Origin of the sequence: Pacificispira spongiicola, assembly GCF_012926505.1 — a bacterium.
In the GTDB taxonomy this organism is placed as follows: Bacteria; Pseudomonadota; Alphaproteobacteria; order UBA8366; family Aestuariispiraceae; genus Pacificispira; species Pacificispira spongiicola.
In genome coordinates, this window is record NZ_JABBNT010000003.1 from 361,966 (window position 1) to 377,819 (window position 15,854).

A 15,854-nucleotide genomic window follows, 5' to 3' on the forward strand; every position below is an offset into this window, starting at 1 on the left:
GGCGGATAACGTCAAATAAATTTACCAATGATAAAGACTTGTACGGTTAGGATAACATCGTGGGGAACTAATGCCGACAGTTCGCGGCGAGAGGGGGAGCGAAGTTACGTCCGTTTGGAGACCCAATGAACGCGAACGTGGATCGGATTCCACCAAACCACACCCCGAACACCATGACGCTGCGGCGGCAGCTGTTCCCGACTTTCATATTGATCGTCGGGTTCTTGTTGTTCATGTCCGCCCTATTGGTGCACAGCGCGCGACGACAGAACGATTTCGCCATGGAGGCCTCCCGGCATATCGCGGGGACTGCCTTGATGGTGGTTCAGGACGAAACCCGGAAATTCGCCATGGACTATTCCATTTGGGACGCCACGGTGGAAAACGTCGTTGTCGCCTATGACGCGGATTGGGCGGATGACAATATCGGTACTTGGGCGGTGGAAGGCCTGGGCATGCACGGTGCGATCGCCGTCGGCTGGGGGCCGGACGGGCAAGATCGCGTCATCAATCACGCGGATGCGGATGGCGGGGAGCATTTCGGGGACCCGGATACCTTGCCCGACGGATTGAAAGCCCTGATTGAGGAAGCGCGACGGGAACCGCTTCCCTCGCCGGAAGACGCCGATGCGGTGATCGGGTATTTTCAGGATTCCATGGGCATTTATCTGGGCGCCGCCGCGCCAATTCGATGGGAAGACGACACCGCACCGCCCCTGGACAACGGGAAGCTTGCCGTTCTGGTTTTCTACAAGATGCTGGACGAGACCCTGTTGGGGGAGTTGGAGCATCGGTTCCTTTTACAGGACCTGCATATCGAAAATTTGGTGGCGCATTCCGGTCATGACGATACGGCGAATATCGGCATGGTACTGGAATCCGCGGACGGCGTGCCGATCGGCAATTTGACCTGGAAGCGCGACCGGCCCGGTACGGATATGCTGCATCACCTCGCGGTCCCGATGGTGATCGGCCTGTTCGTGCTGCTGTCGATTTTTGCGGTGATCGTCCACCGTGCGAACCGGTCCCTGAAGCTTGTTCACGACTATCAGAACGGGTTGGAAGCCCGCACCATGGATTTGGTCGACGCGCGCAATGCGGCAGAGGCCGCCAACCGCGCGAAATCCCGGTTTCTGGCGATGATGAGCCATGAACTGCGCACGCCCCTGAACGCCATTATCGGATTTTCCGACATGTTGCGTCAGGAAGGCGGCGTCTCGTCGAATCCGGAGCGAGTGCGCGAGTATTCGAACGACATCTTCAATAGCGGCGGTTACCTGCTGGCCCTGATCAACGACATCCTGGATATGTCGAAGATCGAAGCCGCGCGGTATGAGCTGTATGAAGAGAGAATCCACTTGCTCGATCTCGTCGATCAATGCGTGACACTCATCGGCGGTCTGGCCAAGGAGAAGACGATCGCGATCCGCACCGCCGCCGAAAACACCCTGATCGTGGTTGACGCGCGTGCCCTGAAACAAATCCTGGTGAACCTGCTGTCCAATTCCATCAAATATTCGGAGCCGAAAACAACGATCCGTATCGATACCTGTCGCTATGGGAACGGCGATCTGGGCATTCGGGTGCACGATCAGGGCGCTGGGATGAGCCCGGAAGAAATCACCACCGCCCTGCAGCCCTTCGGTCAGTCGAAGGATGCCCATGTCCGCAACACACAAGGCACGGGCCTGGGATTGAACATCAGCAAGGCGCTGATCGAGCTGCACCAGGGGACGATGTCGCTGTCATCCGCACCCGGCAAGGGGACGACGGTCACGATCCGACTGCCGGCGGTCCGGGTGATCGCGGAAGATGTCGTGGACGAAAGCGGGGCGGCGAAATAGAGGGTCGGCGAAATAGAGGGAAGGCCGGACCTTACGGTCTGCGTAGATCCCCGCGCCCTTCCAGATATTCGGCGAATTTCAAATCGGCCCGGACGATATCCATGATGACGTTGTTGAACAGGTCGGCGATATCGCCCGCCGTGATCTGTTCATTCGCCCGGCAGGTATCGAACACCTTCTGGGTCACGCGCAATGCGTCGGCATGATGCTCTCGATGCCAGTCCAGACCGGGATATCCCATTCTTTCCATCATCGCCTCCTCCTTGTGGAAATGATCCTCAAGCAGGTGGATGAATTTCTTCAGGGGCGGGCAGGCATCCTTTTCCTGCCCCGCCTCGATCAGATCGGCGCAGACATTGGTAAGATCGACCAGCGCATGATGCTGATCGTCGACCTCTTGGATGCCGAGCTGAAACGCCGTCGGCAAGAAATATCCCATCCGCATCCTCGCGGTTTTTCTTAACGCCCACATCCGCCCATTCGACTCTAGGACAGAGAAACCGTCTGTCAATCACCCGGAATGGGAGAACCATTCGATGTCGCACGAACGTTCAAGACCGGTGTCGACGGATGCGCCATTGTGCGGGTGTTGCGGTTTGGGAAAGTAGGCGACATGCAAACGACTGCTATTGGCGACGGATTGGCCTTATTGGCCGCGGCATTGCCTCTGATGGGCAGCCCCGGCCCGGCGGTGTTGAGCTGCGCCGCGACGGCATCGGCCTTCGGCATCCGGGCGGCCCTGCCGTATTATTTCGGGATCGTTGCGGGCACGGCGACGGTCCTGCTTATGATCGCGACCGGGGTGACCGGGCTGGTCCTCGCGCTGCCCCTGGCGGCGCCGGTCCTCGCCGGACTGGGCCTGTGCTACATGCTCTATCTCGCCTACCGGATCGCGACGGCCCCGGTTCTGGGCGAAAAACCGGCGCAGGATGCCCAACGCCCGGGTTGGAAAGGCGGATACCTGCTCGCCGTTGCCAATCCGAAGGCGTTTACCGTGTTCGGCGCCCTGTTCGCGGGCGCGCATATCGCCGGTTTCGCCCCGGTCCCGGAAGCCGGCATCAAGATCGCCCTGCTGACCGGCATGATCTTCGCCGTGAACCTGATCTGGCTGCTTGCCGGGGCGGCCCTAGCTCGCTTCCTGCGCCACCCCCGCCTGGGCCGCGCGATCAATATCGGCTTCGCGCTTCTATTGCTGCTATCCGTCGGCTCGGCGGTTTGGGATATGGTCTGGGCGGCGGTTACAAAATGAACTTCGACAGGTCCGCGTCCTTGGCCAGTTCGCCGACCTGGGACGTGACGTAGCCCGCGTCGATTTCGACCGTTTCGCCGGGCCTGTCCGATGCGGTGAAGCTGATCTCTTCCAGCAGCTTTTCCAGCACGGTATGCAAACGGCGCGCGCCGATATTTTCCACCGACTCATTGATCTGCGCGGCCAATTTGGCCAGGGCGTCGATCGATTCCTCGGTAAAGTTCAGCGTCAGGTTTTCCGTACCCATCAGCGCGACATATTGCTTGATCAGGCTGTTATCCGGCTCCGTCAGGATGCGGCGGAAATCGCTTTCGGTCAGGGCGTTCAGGCTAACCCGGATCGGCAGGCGGCCCTGCAATTCCGGCAGCAGGTCGCTGGGCTTCGCCAGATGGAACGCGCCCGACGCGATGAACAGGATATGGTCGGTCTTCACCGCGCCGTGCTTGGTGGAAACCGTCGTGCCCTCAATCAGCGGCAGCAGGTCGCGCTGCACCCCTTCGCGGCTGACATCCCCGCCGGACCGTTCGGAGCGCACGGTGATTTTATCGATCTCGTCGATGAAGGCGATGCCGTTCTGCTCCACATTCGAAATCGCGGCCAGTTTGATCGCCTCGTGATCGACCAGCTTGTCGGCTTCTTCCGACACCAGGACCTCATAGCTTTCGCGCACATTCATCTTGCGCGCCTTGGTCCGGCCGCCGCCGAGCGCCTTGCCGAACAGGTCGTTGAGGTTGAGCATCCCCATCTGCGCGCCCGGCATGCCGGGAATATCCATGGTGGGCAGGCCCATCGGGTTCGCGTCGGCGACCTGGATTTCGATTTCCTTGTCGTCCAGGGAGCCTTCGCGCAGCTTCTTGCGGAAGGACTGACGCGTCGACTCGCCCGCATTGGTGCCGACCAGCGCGTCCAGGACGCGGTCCTCGGCGGCCAGCTCGGCCTTCGCATGGACCTCGCGACGCTGGGTTTCGGTTTCCATCTGGATCGCGGCTTCGACCAGGTCGCGGACGATCTGTTCCACATCGCGGCCGACATAGCCGACCTCGGTGAATTTCGTCGCCTCGACCTTGATGAAGGGCGCGCGGGCCAATTTCGCCAAGCGCCGCGCGATTTCCGTCTTGCCGCAGCCGGTCGGCCCGATCATCAGGATATTCTTCGGCAATACCTCGTCGCGCAGATCGGGGTCCAACTGCTGACGGCGCCAGCGGTTGCGCAGGGCGATGGCGACGGCGCGTTTCGCGTCCTGCTGGCCGATGATGAAGCGGTCCAGTTCGGACACGATCTCGCGGGGGGAAAACTCGGTCATGTATCCAGGCTTTCGAGCGTGACGTTCTCGTTCGTGTAGATGCAGATATCGGCGGCGACCTTCATGGCGCGGCGGGCGATATCCTCCGCCGACATATCGTCGCGATCGGCTAGAGCCCGCGCGGCGGCCAGGGCATAGGCCCCGCCGGACCCGATGCCGATCAATCCGTCTTCGGGTTCCAGCACGTCGCCGGTGCCGCTGAGGATCAGGGACACGTCCTTGTCGACCACGGCCATCATCGCCTCCAACCGGCGCAGATAGCGGTCGGTGCGCCAATCCTTCGCCAGTTCGACGCAGGCACGGGTCAGTTGTTTCGGATATTGTTCCAGCTTGGCCTCAAGCCGTTCGAACAGCGTGAAGGCATCCGCGGTCGCCCCGGCGAAGCCGACGATAACGCCGCCATCCTCGCCCAGCGGACGCACCTTGCGCGCATTGGATTTGAAGACGGTGTGACCCAGAGTCACCTGCCCGTCGCCCGCGATCACCACCTTTCCGCCCTTGCGGACGGACAGGATGGTCGTACCGTGAAACACCGCCGCGTTTCCGGCACCTTGGTCGTTCGTCTGTGCCATGCCGCCGATATGGGGGAGGCGACGGGCGGCGTCAACAGTCCAGGAGCCGCCCGATGCCAATCACGAATTCGGAAGCGGCTTTCCGGTCGGGCTGATTTGAAGAAATTCCAAGGCGGAGGCGATCGGTATGAAGCCGTTCAGCGTGTTGGTTGGGGAGCCATCGCTATCAAGGATCGTGTACATCGTAATGCCAATCACATTGCCGTTTTCATCCAACAGGGGACCCCCGCTGTTGCCGCCGTGAATGGCCGCGTCGGCTTGAATTACAGGCAGAGTGGCATCGTTTGAAATTTTATCATTCCGAAGCGCGCTGACCGCCCCTTTGGTGATCGTGGATTGAAGATCTGTCATGACCGGCGCGCCGATCGCATAGACCGTGTCGGTCGGCAAAGGGTATTCGAGCCGTAAAGGCATCGGCGCCAAACCGGAAATCGGCACCTTGACCAAAGCCACGTCACGGCGTTGGTGGCGCCGAATAACCTGACCGTCAATGGTCAACCCGTTTCGGAAGCGAACCTTTACCGAATCACGTTCTCCGACGACATGCCGGTTGGTCAGGATATACCCGTCTTCCGAAATCAGGAATCCGCTGCCATGGCCGTTGCCCAAGTCGATCACGACGGCGGACTCCAATCGTTGGGGCATGACATCGCGGAACGGTTTGGTAGACAGATCGACACGGTTAATGACCAGAACATCGTCGGAAAGCGGTTTTGCGGCGGCTTCCTGCACGGCGGCGGACTGTTTTCGAATGGACTCGAGGAAGGCGGGATTGGACGCTAGGGCTTCCGTCGCGCTGCCGAAGGAATCGAGAAAAACATCGAAAATTCCCGTCGATTCCGGGTCCGCGTGAATGGCGTAACCTTCGGTTTCGATGCTGGCCACCTCGCGGCGCGCCAGGACGTCATAAACGGCCCAGCGAACGCGCATATACATTTCGCCCGAAAAACTGTCGAGCGGATGCGCATCGTACCAGTGGTGTTCCTGACAGAAGTTGCCGCGGATTTCCTCGATACGGGCGCCGATCTGAAAATCCGCCCGCCCGAGAGCGTCATCGACATTGAACAATTGGTCCGGATTTCCGGCCAGATCGAAACCGCGACCGGACATAACATCGTAGAACACGGTGCCGACATTGCCCGACCAGCCGCTTAATTCGCGGGACGTTGCGCTCCATGTGATTTTGGATTCGCCGGAATGACTTTGGTTGCATCGTATGCCGTTCGCCCCATCGACGCCGCCTGCCGGGAAGTAGATGATCGGCGTTCCGTAGCGGATGCCCGAAATGGCCTTGGCGAAGGAAAAGGGGCGGGTTTCCGCCATGGAAACGGACAAGTCGGGCGATTCAGGGGCCTGGACCGTCGGAATGGAAACCGCTTTCGTGGTGTTGCAGGCGGAAACCAAGGTGGCGGTCCCGCACAGAGCCAGCACGAAGGCACCGCGCCGTAAACCGCTAACACGTAAAAATTGCATGAAACGCCCCCATCCCGGAAAAACCAATGGAGGATAAAAAACCGAGCTAAAACTCTCAAGTGTAAAACAACCATTGAAAAAGGCTGAGCGTTACAATCAGTTGCTGCCGGATTGATTCCAACGCTGAGATCAGCGCATACCGGACCTACAGTGGTTCTTCGACGTCATACGTGTCCGGCGACATCCTCCTTACTGTGAACGATGCTCCGATCCACACGATAGAGGACCTGCCGAAATAAGGTTCGCTCGAAGTGAACTTCGAGGTTTACCGGAGCGGCAATAACGTCCAGATCAAATTCGTAACCGGACCTTGCACATAGAGCCGAAACTGCACGCCGTTAGTAAATCGGCGCGCTTCAAGCCGAAGTATCGACCTTTTCCGGGTCTTCCGGCGGGGCGGCCGGGTCGGCTTTGGCGACCAGGACCATGGCCGGGCGCAGCAGGCGGTCGTGCAGCTTGTAACCGGATTGCAGGACCTGGACCACGGTGCCGCCGGGCTTGCCGGTGCCGGGCACTTCCTGGATCGCCTGATGTTCCGCGTAATTGAACTTCTCGTCCAGCGGGTCGATTTTCAGGATGCCCGACTTGCCGAAGGCGTCCAGCAGCATCTTTTCGGTCATTTCGACGCCGACCAGCAGGTTCTTCAGAACATCGTTGGCCTCGCGGTCGGCTTCGGGCACGGAATCCACCGCGCGGCGCAGGTTGTCGACGACCGGCAGCAATTCCTTGGCCAGACCGGCCGAGGCATATTTCAGCGTATCGGCGCGTTCCTTATCGGCCCGGCGGCGGACGTTCTCCGCCTCCGCGACGGCGCGCAGGGCCTTGTCCTTCATGGCGGCGAGTTCGGCCTTCAGGGCCTCGATCGGGTCGGCGGGGGCCTCGGCCTCGGCGCGTTGCGTGTCGGCACCTTCGGTTTCGGCACCGGCTTCCGGCGTTTCGGTTTCGTTGGCGGGGTTCTTGTTTTCGTCGCTCATCGATTTCTATCCATCCGGCTCTCGGCCATTTCACTTCCAATTCGGGGGCGGGCGTAGCCCATCGGACCCCCACTCACAAGTCTATATGGTCTTATATGGTGATTGTCGTCAGGTTCCGCCGCCGCTGACGCCGCCACCCCCGCCGACCAAACGTCCCACGACTTTCGCCGTATAGTCGACCATCGGGATGATGCGGGCGTAATTCATGCGTGTCGGACCCAGAACGCCGATGGCGCCGACGATCTTCTCGCCGCCGCCGTCCTTGCGGCCATTCGAATAGGGCGCGACGATCAGGGAACATCCGGCCATGGAAAACAGATCGTTTTCCGCGCCGATGAAGATTTGCACGCCCTGCGCCCCTTCCGCCGCGTCCAGCAGCTTCCACAGGTTCTGTTTCGCTTCCAGCGCTGAAAACAGCGCCCGGATGCGTTCCAGGTCCCCGACCGCCGTGACGTCTTCCAAAAGATTGGACTGTCCGGACACGATCAGCACGCCTTCGCCCGACGCGATGTCGGACCAGGTGCCCAGACCGGCCTCCACGATTTTCGCGGTCAGATCGTCAATCTGGACCTTATGGGCGTCGATCTCGTCGGCGATGCGGTCGCGGGCGTCTGCGACGCTGTGCCCGACCAGGCGCGCGGTCAGATAATTCGTCGCTTCGATCAGGGCGGATGAGGGCAGGCCAAGCGGCAGGTCGATGACCCGGTTTTCCACCATGCCGGTTTCCGTGACCATGACGACCAGCGCCCGGCCCGGCCCCAGCGGCACGAATTCGATATGTTTCAGGATGCCTTCGGTCTTCGGCGCCATGACCAGACTGGCGCAGCGGCTCAACCCCGACATCAGGGTGGAGGCCTCCTCCAGCATCTGGGTGACCGACCGGCCCGCCGTGGCGCATTGCCGTTCGATGGCCTCGCGGTCGTCCTGGCTCAACTGCCCCGACTGAAGCAGCCCATCGACGAACAGCCGCACCCCGCGATCCGTCGGCAAACGCCCGGCGGAGGTATGCGGCGCATAGAGCAGGCCCGCATCTTCCAAATCCGCCATGACGTTGCGGACCGTCGCCGGGGACAGACCCGTCTGCAGCATACGCGACAGGGTCCGGGACCCGATGGGTTCTCCGGTTTCGACAAAAGCCTCGACGACGAGGCGCAGGATATCTCTGGATCGATCGTTCAACTCTGTGATCATGGTCCCGAAAATGTAGGTAGACCTCCGGCAAGCGTCAATCGGCACGGCGAGACAAGTGCCCAGGCTGGACGGCCAGTGCTAGACGGGCCAGTGCTGGACGAATTGCCGCCGAACCTTTAAACCCTCCGCAGAACCGCCTCTATTGCTTTCCATGAATGATCAGGAGTTTCCATGCGCCCGTCCGGCAGAAATCTCGACCAGTTGCGCGACATCGCGCTCGAACCCGATGTATCGCGCTATGCGGAAGGGTCGTGCCTGGCGAAATTCGGCAATACGCATGTCCTGTGCACCGCGTCGGTGGAAGACGGCGTGCCGTCCTTCCTGCGCAATACGGGCAAGGGCTGGGTAACGGCGGAATACGGCATGTTGCCGCGCTCCACGCACAGCCGCATGGACCGCAAGCGTACCGCCAGCGGCGGCCGTACCCAGGAAATCAGCCGCCTGATCGGCCGGTCCCTGCGCGCGATCACCGATATGAAATTGCTGGGCGAACGCCAGATCCGTATCGACTGCGACGTCATCCAGGCCGACGGCGGCACGCGCACGGCGGCAATTACCGGCGGTTATGTCGCGCTGGCCCTGGCGTTGAAGCATATGCAAAAGCTGGGCGCGGTCGAAAAATCGCCGCTGACCGGTTCCGTGGCGGCCATTTCCTGCGGCCTTTATAACGGCAATGCGGTGCTCGACCTCGACTATGACGAGGATTCGACGGCCCAGGCCGACGCCAATTTCGTGCTGACCGGCACCGGCGGCATTGTCGAGATTCAAGGCACGGCGGAAGGCGAGCCGTTCGCTGAAACCGAATTCCTTTCTCTTTTGCAGCTTGCGAAAAAAGGTTGTGCTAGTCTCACGGAAGCGCAAAAAAATGTAATCGAGGCGGCAGGTTAACGCGGCGGGTTAACACCGCTTTCGGGGAAACAGGGGACGCATGGCGCGACAGGTCGATGGCGGCAAGCTGGTAATCGCCAGTCACAATCAGGGCAAGGTGCGGGAAATCGGCGATCTTCTGCGGCCGTTCGGTATCGAGGTCGTGTCCGCCGGGGACCTGGGCCTGCCGGAACCGGATGAAACCGGTTACACGTTTACCGCCAACGCCCTGTTGAAAGCGAAGGCGGCGGCGGAGGCGGCGCAACTGCCCGCGCTGGCCGACGACAGCGGCCTTGCCGTCGCGGCCCTGGACGGGGCGCCCGGTATCTATTCCGCGCGCTGGGGCGGCAAGAACAAGAATTTCGATCTGGCGATGAACCGCGTGCACCGGGCACTGAAGGGCCAGACGGACAAATCCGCAACCTTCGTCTGCGCCTTGGCGTTGGCCTGGCCCGACGGCCATAGCGAGGTCTTCGAAGGCACGGTTTCCGGCGAGATCGTGGAACCGGGCCGGGGCGACCAAGGCTTCGGCTACGATCCGATCTTCGTGCCGACCGGCGATACACGGACCTTCGGCGAGATGGACCCCGACGAAAAGCATGCGATCAGTCATCGCGCGGTTGCTTTCAAAAAGCTCGTCGAGGCCTGCTTTACCAAATGAGCGTGCCCCCAATGGCGTCCTCTTCGGCGTCCCCTTTGGCGCTTTATGTGCATTGGCCCTTCTGTAAGGCCAAATGCCCCTATTGCGATTTCAACAGCCATGTCCGTGACGGTATCGATCAGGCCCGGTGGCGCACCGCCTTGCTGGCGGAACTGGATGCGGCACTGGTGGGGTTCGAAGATCGCACGCTGACCTCCATTTTTTTCGGCGGCGGCACACCGTCACTGATGGACCCGGAAACCACGGCGGCGCTGATCGATCGCGCAACCGCCCGCGTCGCGCCCGCCCAGGATATCGAAATCACGCTGGAAGCCAATCCGACTTCCGTCGAGGCGGGCCGGTTCCGGGACTATCGCGATGCCGGGGTGAACCGTGTCTCGCTGGGAATCCAGGCACTGGACGACGAGTCCCTGCGCTTCCTGGGCCGCGAACATTCGGCGGCGGAGGCGATGACGGCCATCGATCTGGCGCGGGAGAATTTTCCGCGGATGTCCTTCGATCTGATCTATGCCCGGAAGGGCCAGACGCCGGAGGCTTGGGCCGCGGAACTGGAACAGGCGATCGGGCTGGCGGCGGATCACCTGTCGCTCTATCAGCTGACCATCGAATCCGGCACGCGTTTCTATACCCGCAGTCAGTTGGGCGAGACCCTGACGGCGGATGAGGAGGTCGGCGCCGCGCTGTACGATGCGACGCAGGAACGGTTGGAAGCGCTGGGCCTGCCTGCCTATGAAGTGTCCAACCATGCCCGCCCCGGCGCGGAAAGCCGCCACAACCTCGCCTATTGGCGCTATTGGGATTATGTCGGTATCGGCCCCGGCGCGCATGGAAGGGAAACGCGGGACGGGGCGAAGCGCGCCACCACCCGCCAGCGCCTGCCCGAGCGCTGGATCGAGGCGGTGGAGCGCGACGGCCATGGCCTGAACGAGGTTGAGGCAGTAGACGCCGACCGCCAGTACCGTGAAATCCTGTTGATGGGCCTGCGCCTGTCCGACGGCGTGCCGGAAGACCGCTTGATCCGGGCGACGGGACGGGGTTTCGAGGCGCTGGACGCAGACCGCCTGCAAAACCTGATCGACGAAGACTATGCCGTCTTGGCCGATGGTGCTCTGGCCATGACCCCGGCGGGCCGCCTACGGCTCAACGCGGTTCTAGGCTACCTGCTGGCCTGATTCCACCGGTCTCGGCGCGATAACGACCTGGTTTCTTCCCGCTTCCTTTGCGCTGTAAAGGGCGCGGTCCGCCCGGCGCATCAGGCCGGACAGGTCGTCCTGCCCCCCGTCCAAGGCGGCCATGCCGATGCTGATCGTCACGGAAAAGGCGACGCCTTCGCCTTCGAAAGTCTTGCTTTCCAGGCTTTGCCGAATGCGTTCGGCCACGGTTTTGGCGGAATCCAGGCTTGTGCGCGGCAGCAGGACGGCGAATTCTTCCCCGCCGAAGCGGGCGGACAAGTCCGTGTCGCGGATGCAGGCGGTTATCGTTTCCGCCAGGCCGACGATCACGCGGTCCCCGGCCAGATGCCCGAAGCGGTCGTTGACCGATTTGAACCTGTCCAGATCGAGGAACAGCAGGAAGGTCGGATCGTGATGCCGCCGTGCCGTCTGCACGTCGCGTTGCGCCAGCCGGTCGAAGGCGCGGCGATTGAACAGTCCGGTCAGCGGGTCGGTTTCCGCCTGCTGGCGCAGATCGGCCTGAAGGTGTTCCGTCACCATGGTGATATAGGTCGAGGCGATCAGGACCGAGGCGGCCGTCCCTTCCAGCATCACCAGCACGATATCGGTCGTCGGGTCGATCAGCGGATGCCCGGCCAACGCCGAGAATTGATAGCCTGCCCGTCCGACATACAGCAATCCGGTGAAGGCGTAGATTCCGGCCATCACGCGCGGCGAGACCCGCACCACGCTGTCCCGGTCGGGCCACAGGGACCAGACGTTCAGGAAGGATACCCCGGCCAGCGCCACGGATACGACGATATGACGGATCGCGGAGTCCGGATGGACCGACGCGAAATAACCCAGTACGGGCAGATAGACGGCGAAGAACAGGACGATCCACCGCAGGGGCAGCTGCGGGCGTTCCATGAAGCGCCGCGATCCGGCGATTGCCAGGAAGTGGCCGAGCAGGACCAGAGAGGTGCTGATCAGGGCGGAGGCCGCGAGCGGAATTTCGATCCGCAGCAGGAACAGCAGCAGCCCCAAACCCAAAACCGCCCGCGCCAGGACCCAGCATCCGATACCCGGCACCTGCCGGTTGATGAACCAGACGGCGGTCAGGGCGACGGTGCCGGCGCATTGCGCGGTGAAGAAGGTGAAGACCAACGTCGCCGGATCAAACATTTACCAAACTCTGCCCCCAACGGACCGTCGTTTCGACGGGCCCCAAAAACTCGGCGGGAACTATGCCGTGCTGCGCGGGCGCTGTTCAACAGCGATATTGGTCACGATATCGGGACGGGGACGTCACAAGAGAAAACGCCCGCCGGATTTCTCCGACGGGCGTTCTCCCAACAGGGGGTACCAACCTCTCCCTAAACTTGGGCGCTTTTCGCGCTTCGCATTAGTGGAACTGCGCCGTTTCCGTCGATTCCGACATGGCGGTCGTGGCACTGTCCCGGGCGGTCGTGGTGTTGACCGCGTCGAAGTAGCTGACGCCGACTTCGTGCTGGTGGCGGGTGGCGGAGAAACCGTTGGCTTCCGCCGCGAATTCCGCCTGCTGCAGTTCGGAGTAACCCGCCATGCCGCGATCCTTGTAAGCCCGCGCCAGTTCGAACGTGGCGTAGTTCAGGCTGTGGAACCCGGCCAGGGTGATGAACTGGAACTTGTAGCCCATCTTGCCCAGCTCGCGCTGGAAGGCTTCGCATTCCTGCGGGCCCAGATGCTTCGCCCAGTTGAAGGACGGGGAGCAGTTATAGGCCAGCATCTGGTTCGGGAATTCGGCGTGGATCGCGTCGGCGAACTGCTTCGCCTGTTCCAGGCTGGGGGTGGAGGTTTCCATCCACAGCAGATCGGCATAGGGCGCGAAGGCCAGGCCGCGGGCGATGCACATATCCATGCCGCCGGTGATGCGGTAGAAGCCTTCGGACGTCCGCTCGCCGGTCAGGAAGGGCTTGTCCGCCGGATCATGATCGGAGGTGATCAGACGCGCGGCTTCCGCATCGGTGCGGGCCATGATGATCGTCGGGACGCCCATGACGTCGGCGGCCAGACGGGCCGAAGACAGGTTGCGCACGGCCTGTTGCGTCGGCAGCAGAACCTTGCCGCCCAGATGGCCGCATTTCTTTTCCGACGACAGCTGGTCTTCGAAATGGACGCCCGCCGCACCGGCCTTGATCATCGCCTTCATCAGTTCGAAGACGTTCAGCGGCCCGCCGAAACCGGCTTCGGCATCGGCCACGATCGGCGCGAACCAGTCGATATCGGTCGTGTCTTCGCCGTTCAGGCGTTCCATCGTCTGGATCTGGTCCTGACGGATGAAAGCATTGTTGATCCGCTCCACCACCTGCGGGACGGAGGACACCGGATACAGCGACTGGTCCGGATACATCTGACCGGCGTTGTTGGCGTCCGCCGCGACCTGCCAACCGGACAGGTAGATGGCGTTCAGACCGGCGCGGACATGCTGCGTCGCCTGACAGCCGGTGAAAGCCCCCAGCGTGTTCACATAGGGCGTTTCGGTGATCAACTTCCACAGTTTCTTCGCACCCAGTTCGGCCAGCGTGTGGCGGATCTGGATGGAGCCGCGCAGCTTCGCCACGTCGGCCTTCGTGTAATCGCGGCGCGTGGTGGCCCAGCGTTCCGGCGCGTAGTCCGGGGCATCCCAGCTATCGTTCGCGCCGTCGTTCCATTCCCAGTTGCCGTTCGGTCCCAAGCTATCCATCGTCTCAATCCTTCCGTCGTGTTCCAATGTGTTGAAGAGGGTTTCGTAACCGTGCCTCCCTCCGCCGGACGATGATCTAGTCAATGCCTTTACAAACGGCTGTCGATCTCGTCCGGTCGATCTCTATGCACTGGAATACGGGCGATTGATGCGGCGCACAACGCTAACCGACATGACATATTGTAAAGATTTCCAGAAAATGCTTTTCTATTCGTAAAGCTAGTAAATCAGGATCGCCGCAATGGCCAGAAAACCCAGCAAGGACGCGCCCAAGATCGGCCCCAAGATCCGACGTCTGCGCCGTGAGAAGCGGTTGAGTCAGGCAGCCCTCGCCGATCTTCTGCAAGTCAGCGCCAGCTATCTGAACCTGATCGAACACAATCGGCGTAAGCTGACCGTGCCGCTTTTGCTGAAACTGTCGGAGATTTTCGAGGTCCCTGTCGACCAATTGGCGGAGGAAGAGGAAAGCCGCCTCTATTCCGATGTGATGGAGGCGCTGGCCAATCCGGTCTTCGAGGATTTCGACCTGCACAATACGGATATCCGCGATCTGGTGGAGGTCAGCCCGGAAACGGCGCGGGCGCTTTTGCATATTTGCGATGCCTATCAGACGACGCTGACCGATGCGCGCAGCCTCGCGGCCTCCGCCGTCGATGGTGGTGGGGCGGGTGACGGCGGTCTCGGCGGATTATTGGGGGGGCTGGGCGCCTCGGCGCAGTCGGCGGCGGATGTCGTGTCGGACATGATCCAGGCCAAGACCAATTTCTTTGCGGACCTGGAAGACGAGGCCGATCGCGTGCGGCGGGAGGTCGGCACGGTCGGCGGGCAGGCACGCTCCGCCGAGGCGCTGATCGATTATCTGACCCAGGCGCATGAGGTCCGCGTGAATATCGTGGAGGCCCGCCATGCCGCCGAGGAGGCCGGGGGTACCGTGGTGTCCCGGCGCTATCATCCGCAGCAACGGGTGCTGGAAATCTCGCAAAGCCTGTCCTCGGCCAGCCAGACCTTCCATCTGGCCTATCAGATCGCGCTGCTCTCCGCCGGATCGGTCATCGACATGCTGTTGCTGGAAAACGGGCTGCGCGACGGGCAGGCAAAGGCGCTGGGCCGGGTTGCCCTGGCCAATTATTTCGCCGCCGCGCTGCTGCTGCCCTATGACGAATTCCTGAAAAGTGCACGGGAAGTGCGCTACGACATCGATCTGCTGCAGCACCGCTGGCGCGCGGGGTTTGAGACGATCTGCCACCGCCTGACGACCCTGAACAAGCCGGAAAACCGGGGCGTGCCGCTGCATATGCTGCGCGTCGATCTGGCCGGGAATATCTCCAAACGCTTCACCCTGTCCGGCCTGCCGATCCCGCGCCATGGCGGCGCGTGCAGCCGCTGGAACGTCTATTCCGCCTTTCTGAACCCCGGCGAAATTCAGGCCCAGGTCTCCAAACTGCCGGACGGCACCGCCTATTTCTGCATCGCGCGCACGGTGGTGAAGGGTGGCGTCGGCTATGGGTCGCAGCGCAACGTCCTGTCCATCGGCCTGGGCTGCGACATCCGCCACGCCCGCGAGATGGTCTATGCCGACGGTCTGGATCTGCAGAATTCCGACCGGTTTTCGGAAATCGGCGTCGCCTGCCGGATCTGCGAACGCATGGACTGCACCCAACGCGCCTTCCCGCCGGTCCATCTGCGCTTCCGCATCGAAGAAAACCTGCGCGGCCCCAGCCCCTACATCGCCCCCGGCTGGCCCCACCACCACGAACGGCCCGGCGGGACACGCTGACACCGTCGCCGTCGGTATCATTTCGCGCCCCACAGTTTTTCCATTTTGGACATTATCCCGGCGTTGA

14 protein-coding genes are annotated in these 15,854 nt (G+C 61.8%); 6 read left to right on the plus strand and 8 right to left on the minus strand.

Going from position 1 to position 15,854, the window contains the following annotated elements; all coding sequences use genetic code 11:
* Window positions 1-125: 125 nt before the first annotated feature.
* Window positions 126-1,844, plus strand: a complete 1,719-nt coding sequence (locus tag HH303_RS11195; protein WP_169625422.1) for a sensor histidine kinase — start codon at window positions 126-128, stop codon at window positions 1,842-1,844.
* A 31-nt stretch (window positions 1,845-1,875) separates the two neighbouring features.
* On the opposite strand, the gene HH303_RS11200 is transcribed toward HH303_RS11195, so the two are convergent.
* The gene (locus tag HH303_RS11200) at window positions 1,876-2,283 is read right to left on the minus strand and encodes a bacteriohemerythrin (RefSeq protein ID WP_169625423.1); all 408 of its coding nucleotides are present in this window, start codon (window positions 2,281-2,283) and stop codon (window positions 1,876-1,878) included.
* A 174-nt stretch (window positions 2,284-2,457) separates the two neighbouring features.
* Between HH303_RS11200 and HH303_RS11205 the strand changes: the two genes are divergently transcribed.
* Window positions 2,458-3,093, plus strand: a complete 636-nt coding sequence (locus tag HH303_RS11205; RefSeq protein ID WP_169625424.1) for a LysE family translocator — start codon at window positions 2,458-2,460, stop codon at window positions 3,091-3,093.
* Here the strand turns inward: HH303_RS11205 and hslU are convergent.
* The 5 genes from hslU to hrcA all read right to left on the minus strand — a co-directional run bounded on the left by hslU (window position 3,083) and on the right by hrcA (window position 8,606).
* A complete protein-coding gene (hslU, locus tag HH303_RS11210; protein ID WP_169625425.1) occupies window positions 3,083-4,396 on the minus strand; it encodes an ATP-dependent protease ATPase subunit HslU in 1,314 nt (437 codons plus the stop codon). The two genes, HH303_RS11205 and hslU, sit on opposite strands and share 11 nt — an antisense overlap.
* On the minus strand, window positions 4,393-4,968 hold the full coding sequence (hslV, locus tag HH303_RS11215) for an ATP-dependent protease subunit HslV (RefSeq protein ID WP_169625426.1): 576 nt from the start codon (window positions 4,966-4,968) through the stop codon (window positions 4,393-4,395). The genes hslU and hslV overlap by 4 nt, the downstream gene beginning before the upstream one ends.
* Before the next feature lie 60 nt (window positions 4,969-5,028).
* Complete coding sequence (locus HH303_RS11220; RefSeq protein ID WP_169625427.1) at window positions 5,029-6,441, minus strand: S1C family serine protease; 1,413 nt, start codon at window positions 6,439-6,441, stop codon at window positions 5,029-5,031.
* Between the two features lie 356 nt (window positions 6,442-6,797).
* Window positions 6,798-7,415: a nucleotide exchange factor GrpE gene (grpE, locus tag HH303_RS11225; protein ID WP_169625428.1), complete on the minus strand. Its 618-nt coding sequence runs from the start codon at window positions 7,413-7,415 to the stop codon at window positions 6,798-6,800.
* A 108-nt stretch (window positions 7,416-7,523) separates the two neighbouring features.
* A complete protein-coding gene (gene hrcA / locus HH303_RS11230) occupies window positions 7,524-8,606 on the minus strand; it encodes a heat-inducible transcriptional repressor HrcA (RefSeq protein WP_169625429.1) in 1,083 nt (360 codons plus the stop codon).
* A gap of 171 nt (window positions 8,607-8,777) precedes the next feature.
* Here hrcA and rph point away from each other — a divergent pair, with 171 nt between their 5' ends.
* Genes rph through hemW form a run of 3 tightly spaced genes read left to right on the plus strand, consistent with a single transcriptional unit; the run spans window position 8,778 to window position 11,306 of the window.
* Window positions 8,778-9,494, plus strand: coding sequence for a ribonuclease PH (gene rph / locus HH303_RS11235; protein ID WP_169625430.1), 717 nt, complete (start codon window positions 8,778-8,780; stop codon window positions 9,492-9,494).
* Between the two features lie 40 nt (window positions 9,495-9,534).
* Complete coding sequence (gene rdgB, locus HH303_RS11240; protein WP_169625431.1) at window positions 9,535-10,134, plus strand: RdgB/HAM1 family non-canonical purine NTP pyrophosphatase; 600 nt, start codon at window positions 9,535-9,537, stop codon at window positions 10,132-10,134.
* An 11-nt stretch (window positions 10,135-10,145) separates the two neighbouring features.
* Window positions 10,146-11,306, plus strand: a complete 1,161-nt coding sequence (gene hemW, locus HH303_RS11245) for a radical SAM family heme chaperone HemW (protein WP_169625432.1) — start codon at window positions 10,146-10,148, stop codon at window positions 11,304-11,306.
* Here hemW and HH303_RS11250 read toward each other — a convergent pair.
* Window positions 11,286-12,470 (minus strand): GGDEF domain-containing protein, encoded by a 1,185-nt coding sequence (locus HH303_RS11250; RefSeq protein WP_169625433.1) that lies wholly within the window; start codon window positions 12,468-12,470, stop codon window positions 11,286-11,288. The genes hemW and HH303_RS11250 overlap by 21 nt on opposite strands.
* Before the next feature lie 220 nt (window positions 12,471-12,690).
* A complete protein-coding gene (aceA, locus tag HH303_RS11255) occupies window positions 12,691-14,010 on the minus strand; it encodes an isocitrate lyase (RefSeq protein ID WP_169625434.1) in 1,320 nt (439 codons plus the stop codon).
* Window positions 14,011-14,251: 241 nt separating this feature from the next.
* On the opposite strand from aceA, the gene HH303_RS11260 reads away from it, so the two are divergent.
* Window positions 14,252-15,787 carry a helix-turn-helix domain-containing protein gene (locus HH303_RS11260; RefSeq protein WP_169625435.1) on the plus strand — a complete coding sequence of 512 codons (1,536 nt, stop codon included), beginning with the start codon at window positions 14,252-14,254 and terminating at the stop codon, window positions 15,785-15,787.
* The last annotated feature ends 67 nt before the right edge of the window (window positions 15,788-15,854 follow it).

Bases quoted from the DNA above. Each gene is read 5' to 3' on its own strand.
- HH303_RS11195 (WP_169625422.1), top strand. From the start codon at position 126: ATGAACGCGAACGTGGATCGGATTCCACCAAACCACACCCCGAACACC.
- HH303_RS11200 (WP_169625423.1), bottom strand. From the start codon at position 2,283: ATGGGATATTTCTTGCCGACGGCGTTTCAGCTCGGCATCCAAGAGGTC.
- HH303_RS11205 (WP_169625424.1), top strand. From the start codon at position 2,458: ATGCAAACGACTGCTATTGGCGACGGATTGGCCTTATTGGCCGCGGCA.
- hslU (WP_169625425.1), bottom strand. From the start codon at position 4,396: ATGACCGAGTTTTCCCCCCGCGAGATCGTGTCCGAACTGGACCGCTTC.
- hslV (WP_169625426.1), bottom strand. From the start codon at position 4,968: ATGGCACAGACGAACGACCAAGGTGCCGGAAACGCGGCGGTGTTTCAC.
- HH303_RS11220 (WP_169625427.1), bottom strand. From the start codon at position 6,441: ATGCAATTTTTACGTGTTAGCGGTTTACGGCGCGGTGCCTTCGTGCTG.
- grpE (WP_169625428.1), bottom strand. From the start codon at position 7,415: ATGAGCGACGAAAACAAGAACCCCGCCAACGAAACCGAAACGCCGGAA.
- hrcA (WP_169625429.1), bottom strand. From the start codon at position 8,606: ATGATCACAGAGTTGAACGATCGATCCAGAGATATCCTGCGCCTCGTC.
- rph (WP_169625430.1), top strand. From the start codon at position 8,778: ATGCGCCCGTCCGGCAGAAATCTCGACCAGTTGCGCGACATCGCGCTC.
- rdgB (WP_169625431.1), top strand. From the start codon at position 9,535: ATGGCGCGACAGGTCGATGGCGGCAAGCTGGTAATCGCCAGTCACAAT.
- hemW (WP_169625432.1), top strand. From the start codon at position 10,146: ATGGCGTCCTCTTCGGCGTCCCCTTTGGCGCTTTATGTGCATTGGCCC.
- HH303_RS11250 (WP_169625433.1), bottom strand. From the start codon at position 12,470: ATGTTTGATCCGGCGACGTTGGTCTTCACCTTCTTCACCGCGCAATGC.
- aceA (WP_169625434.1), bottom strand. From the start codon at position 14,010: ATGGATAGCTTGGGACCGAACGGCAACTGGGAATGGAACGACGGCGCG.
- HH303_RS11260 (WP_169625435.1), top strand. From the start codon at position 14,252: ATGGCCAGAAAACCCAGCAAGGACGCGCCCAAGATCGGCCCCAAGATC.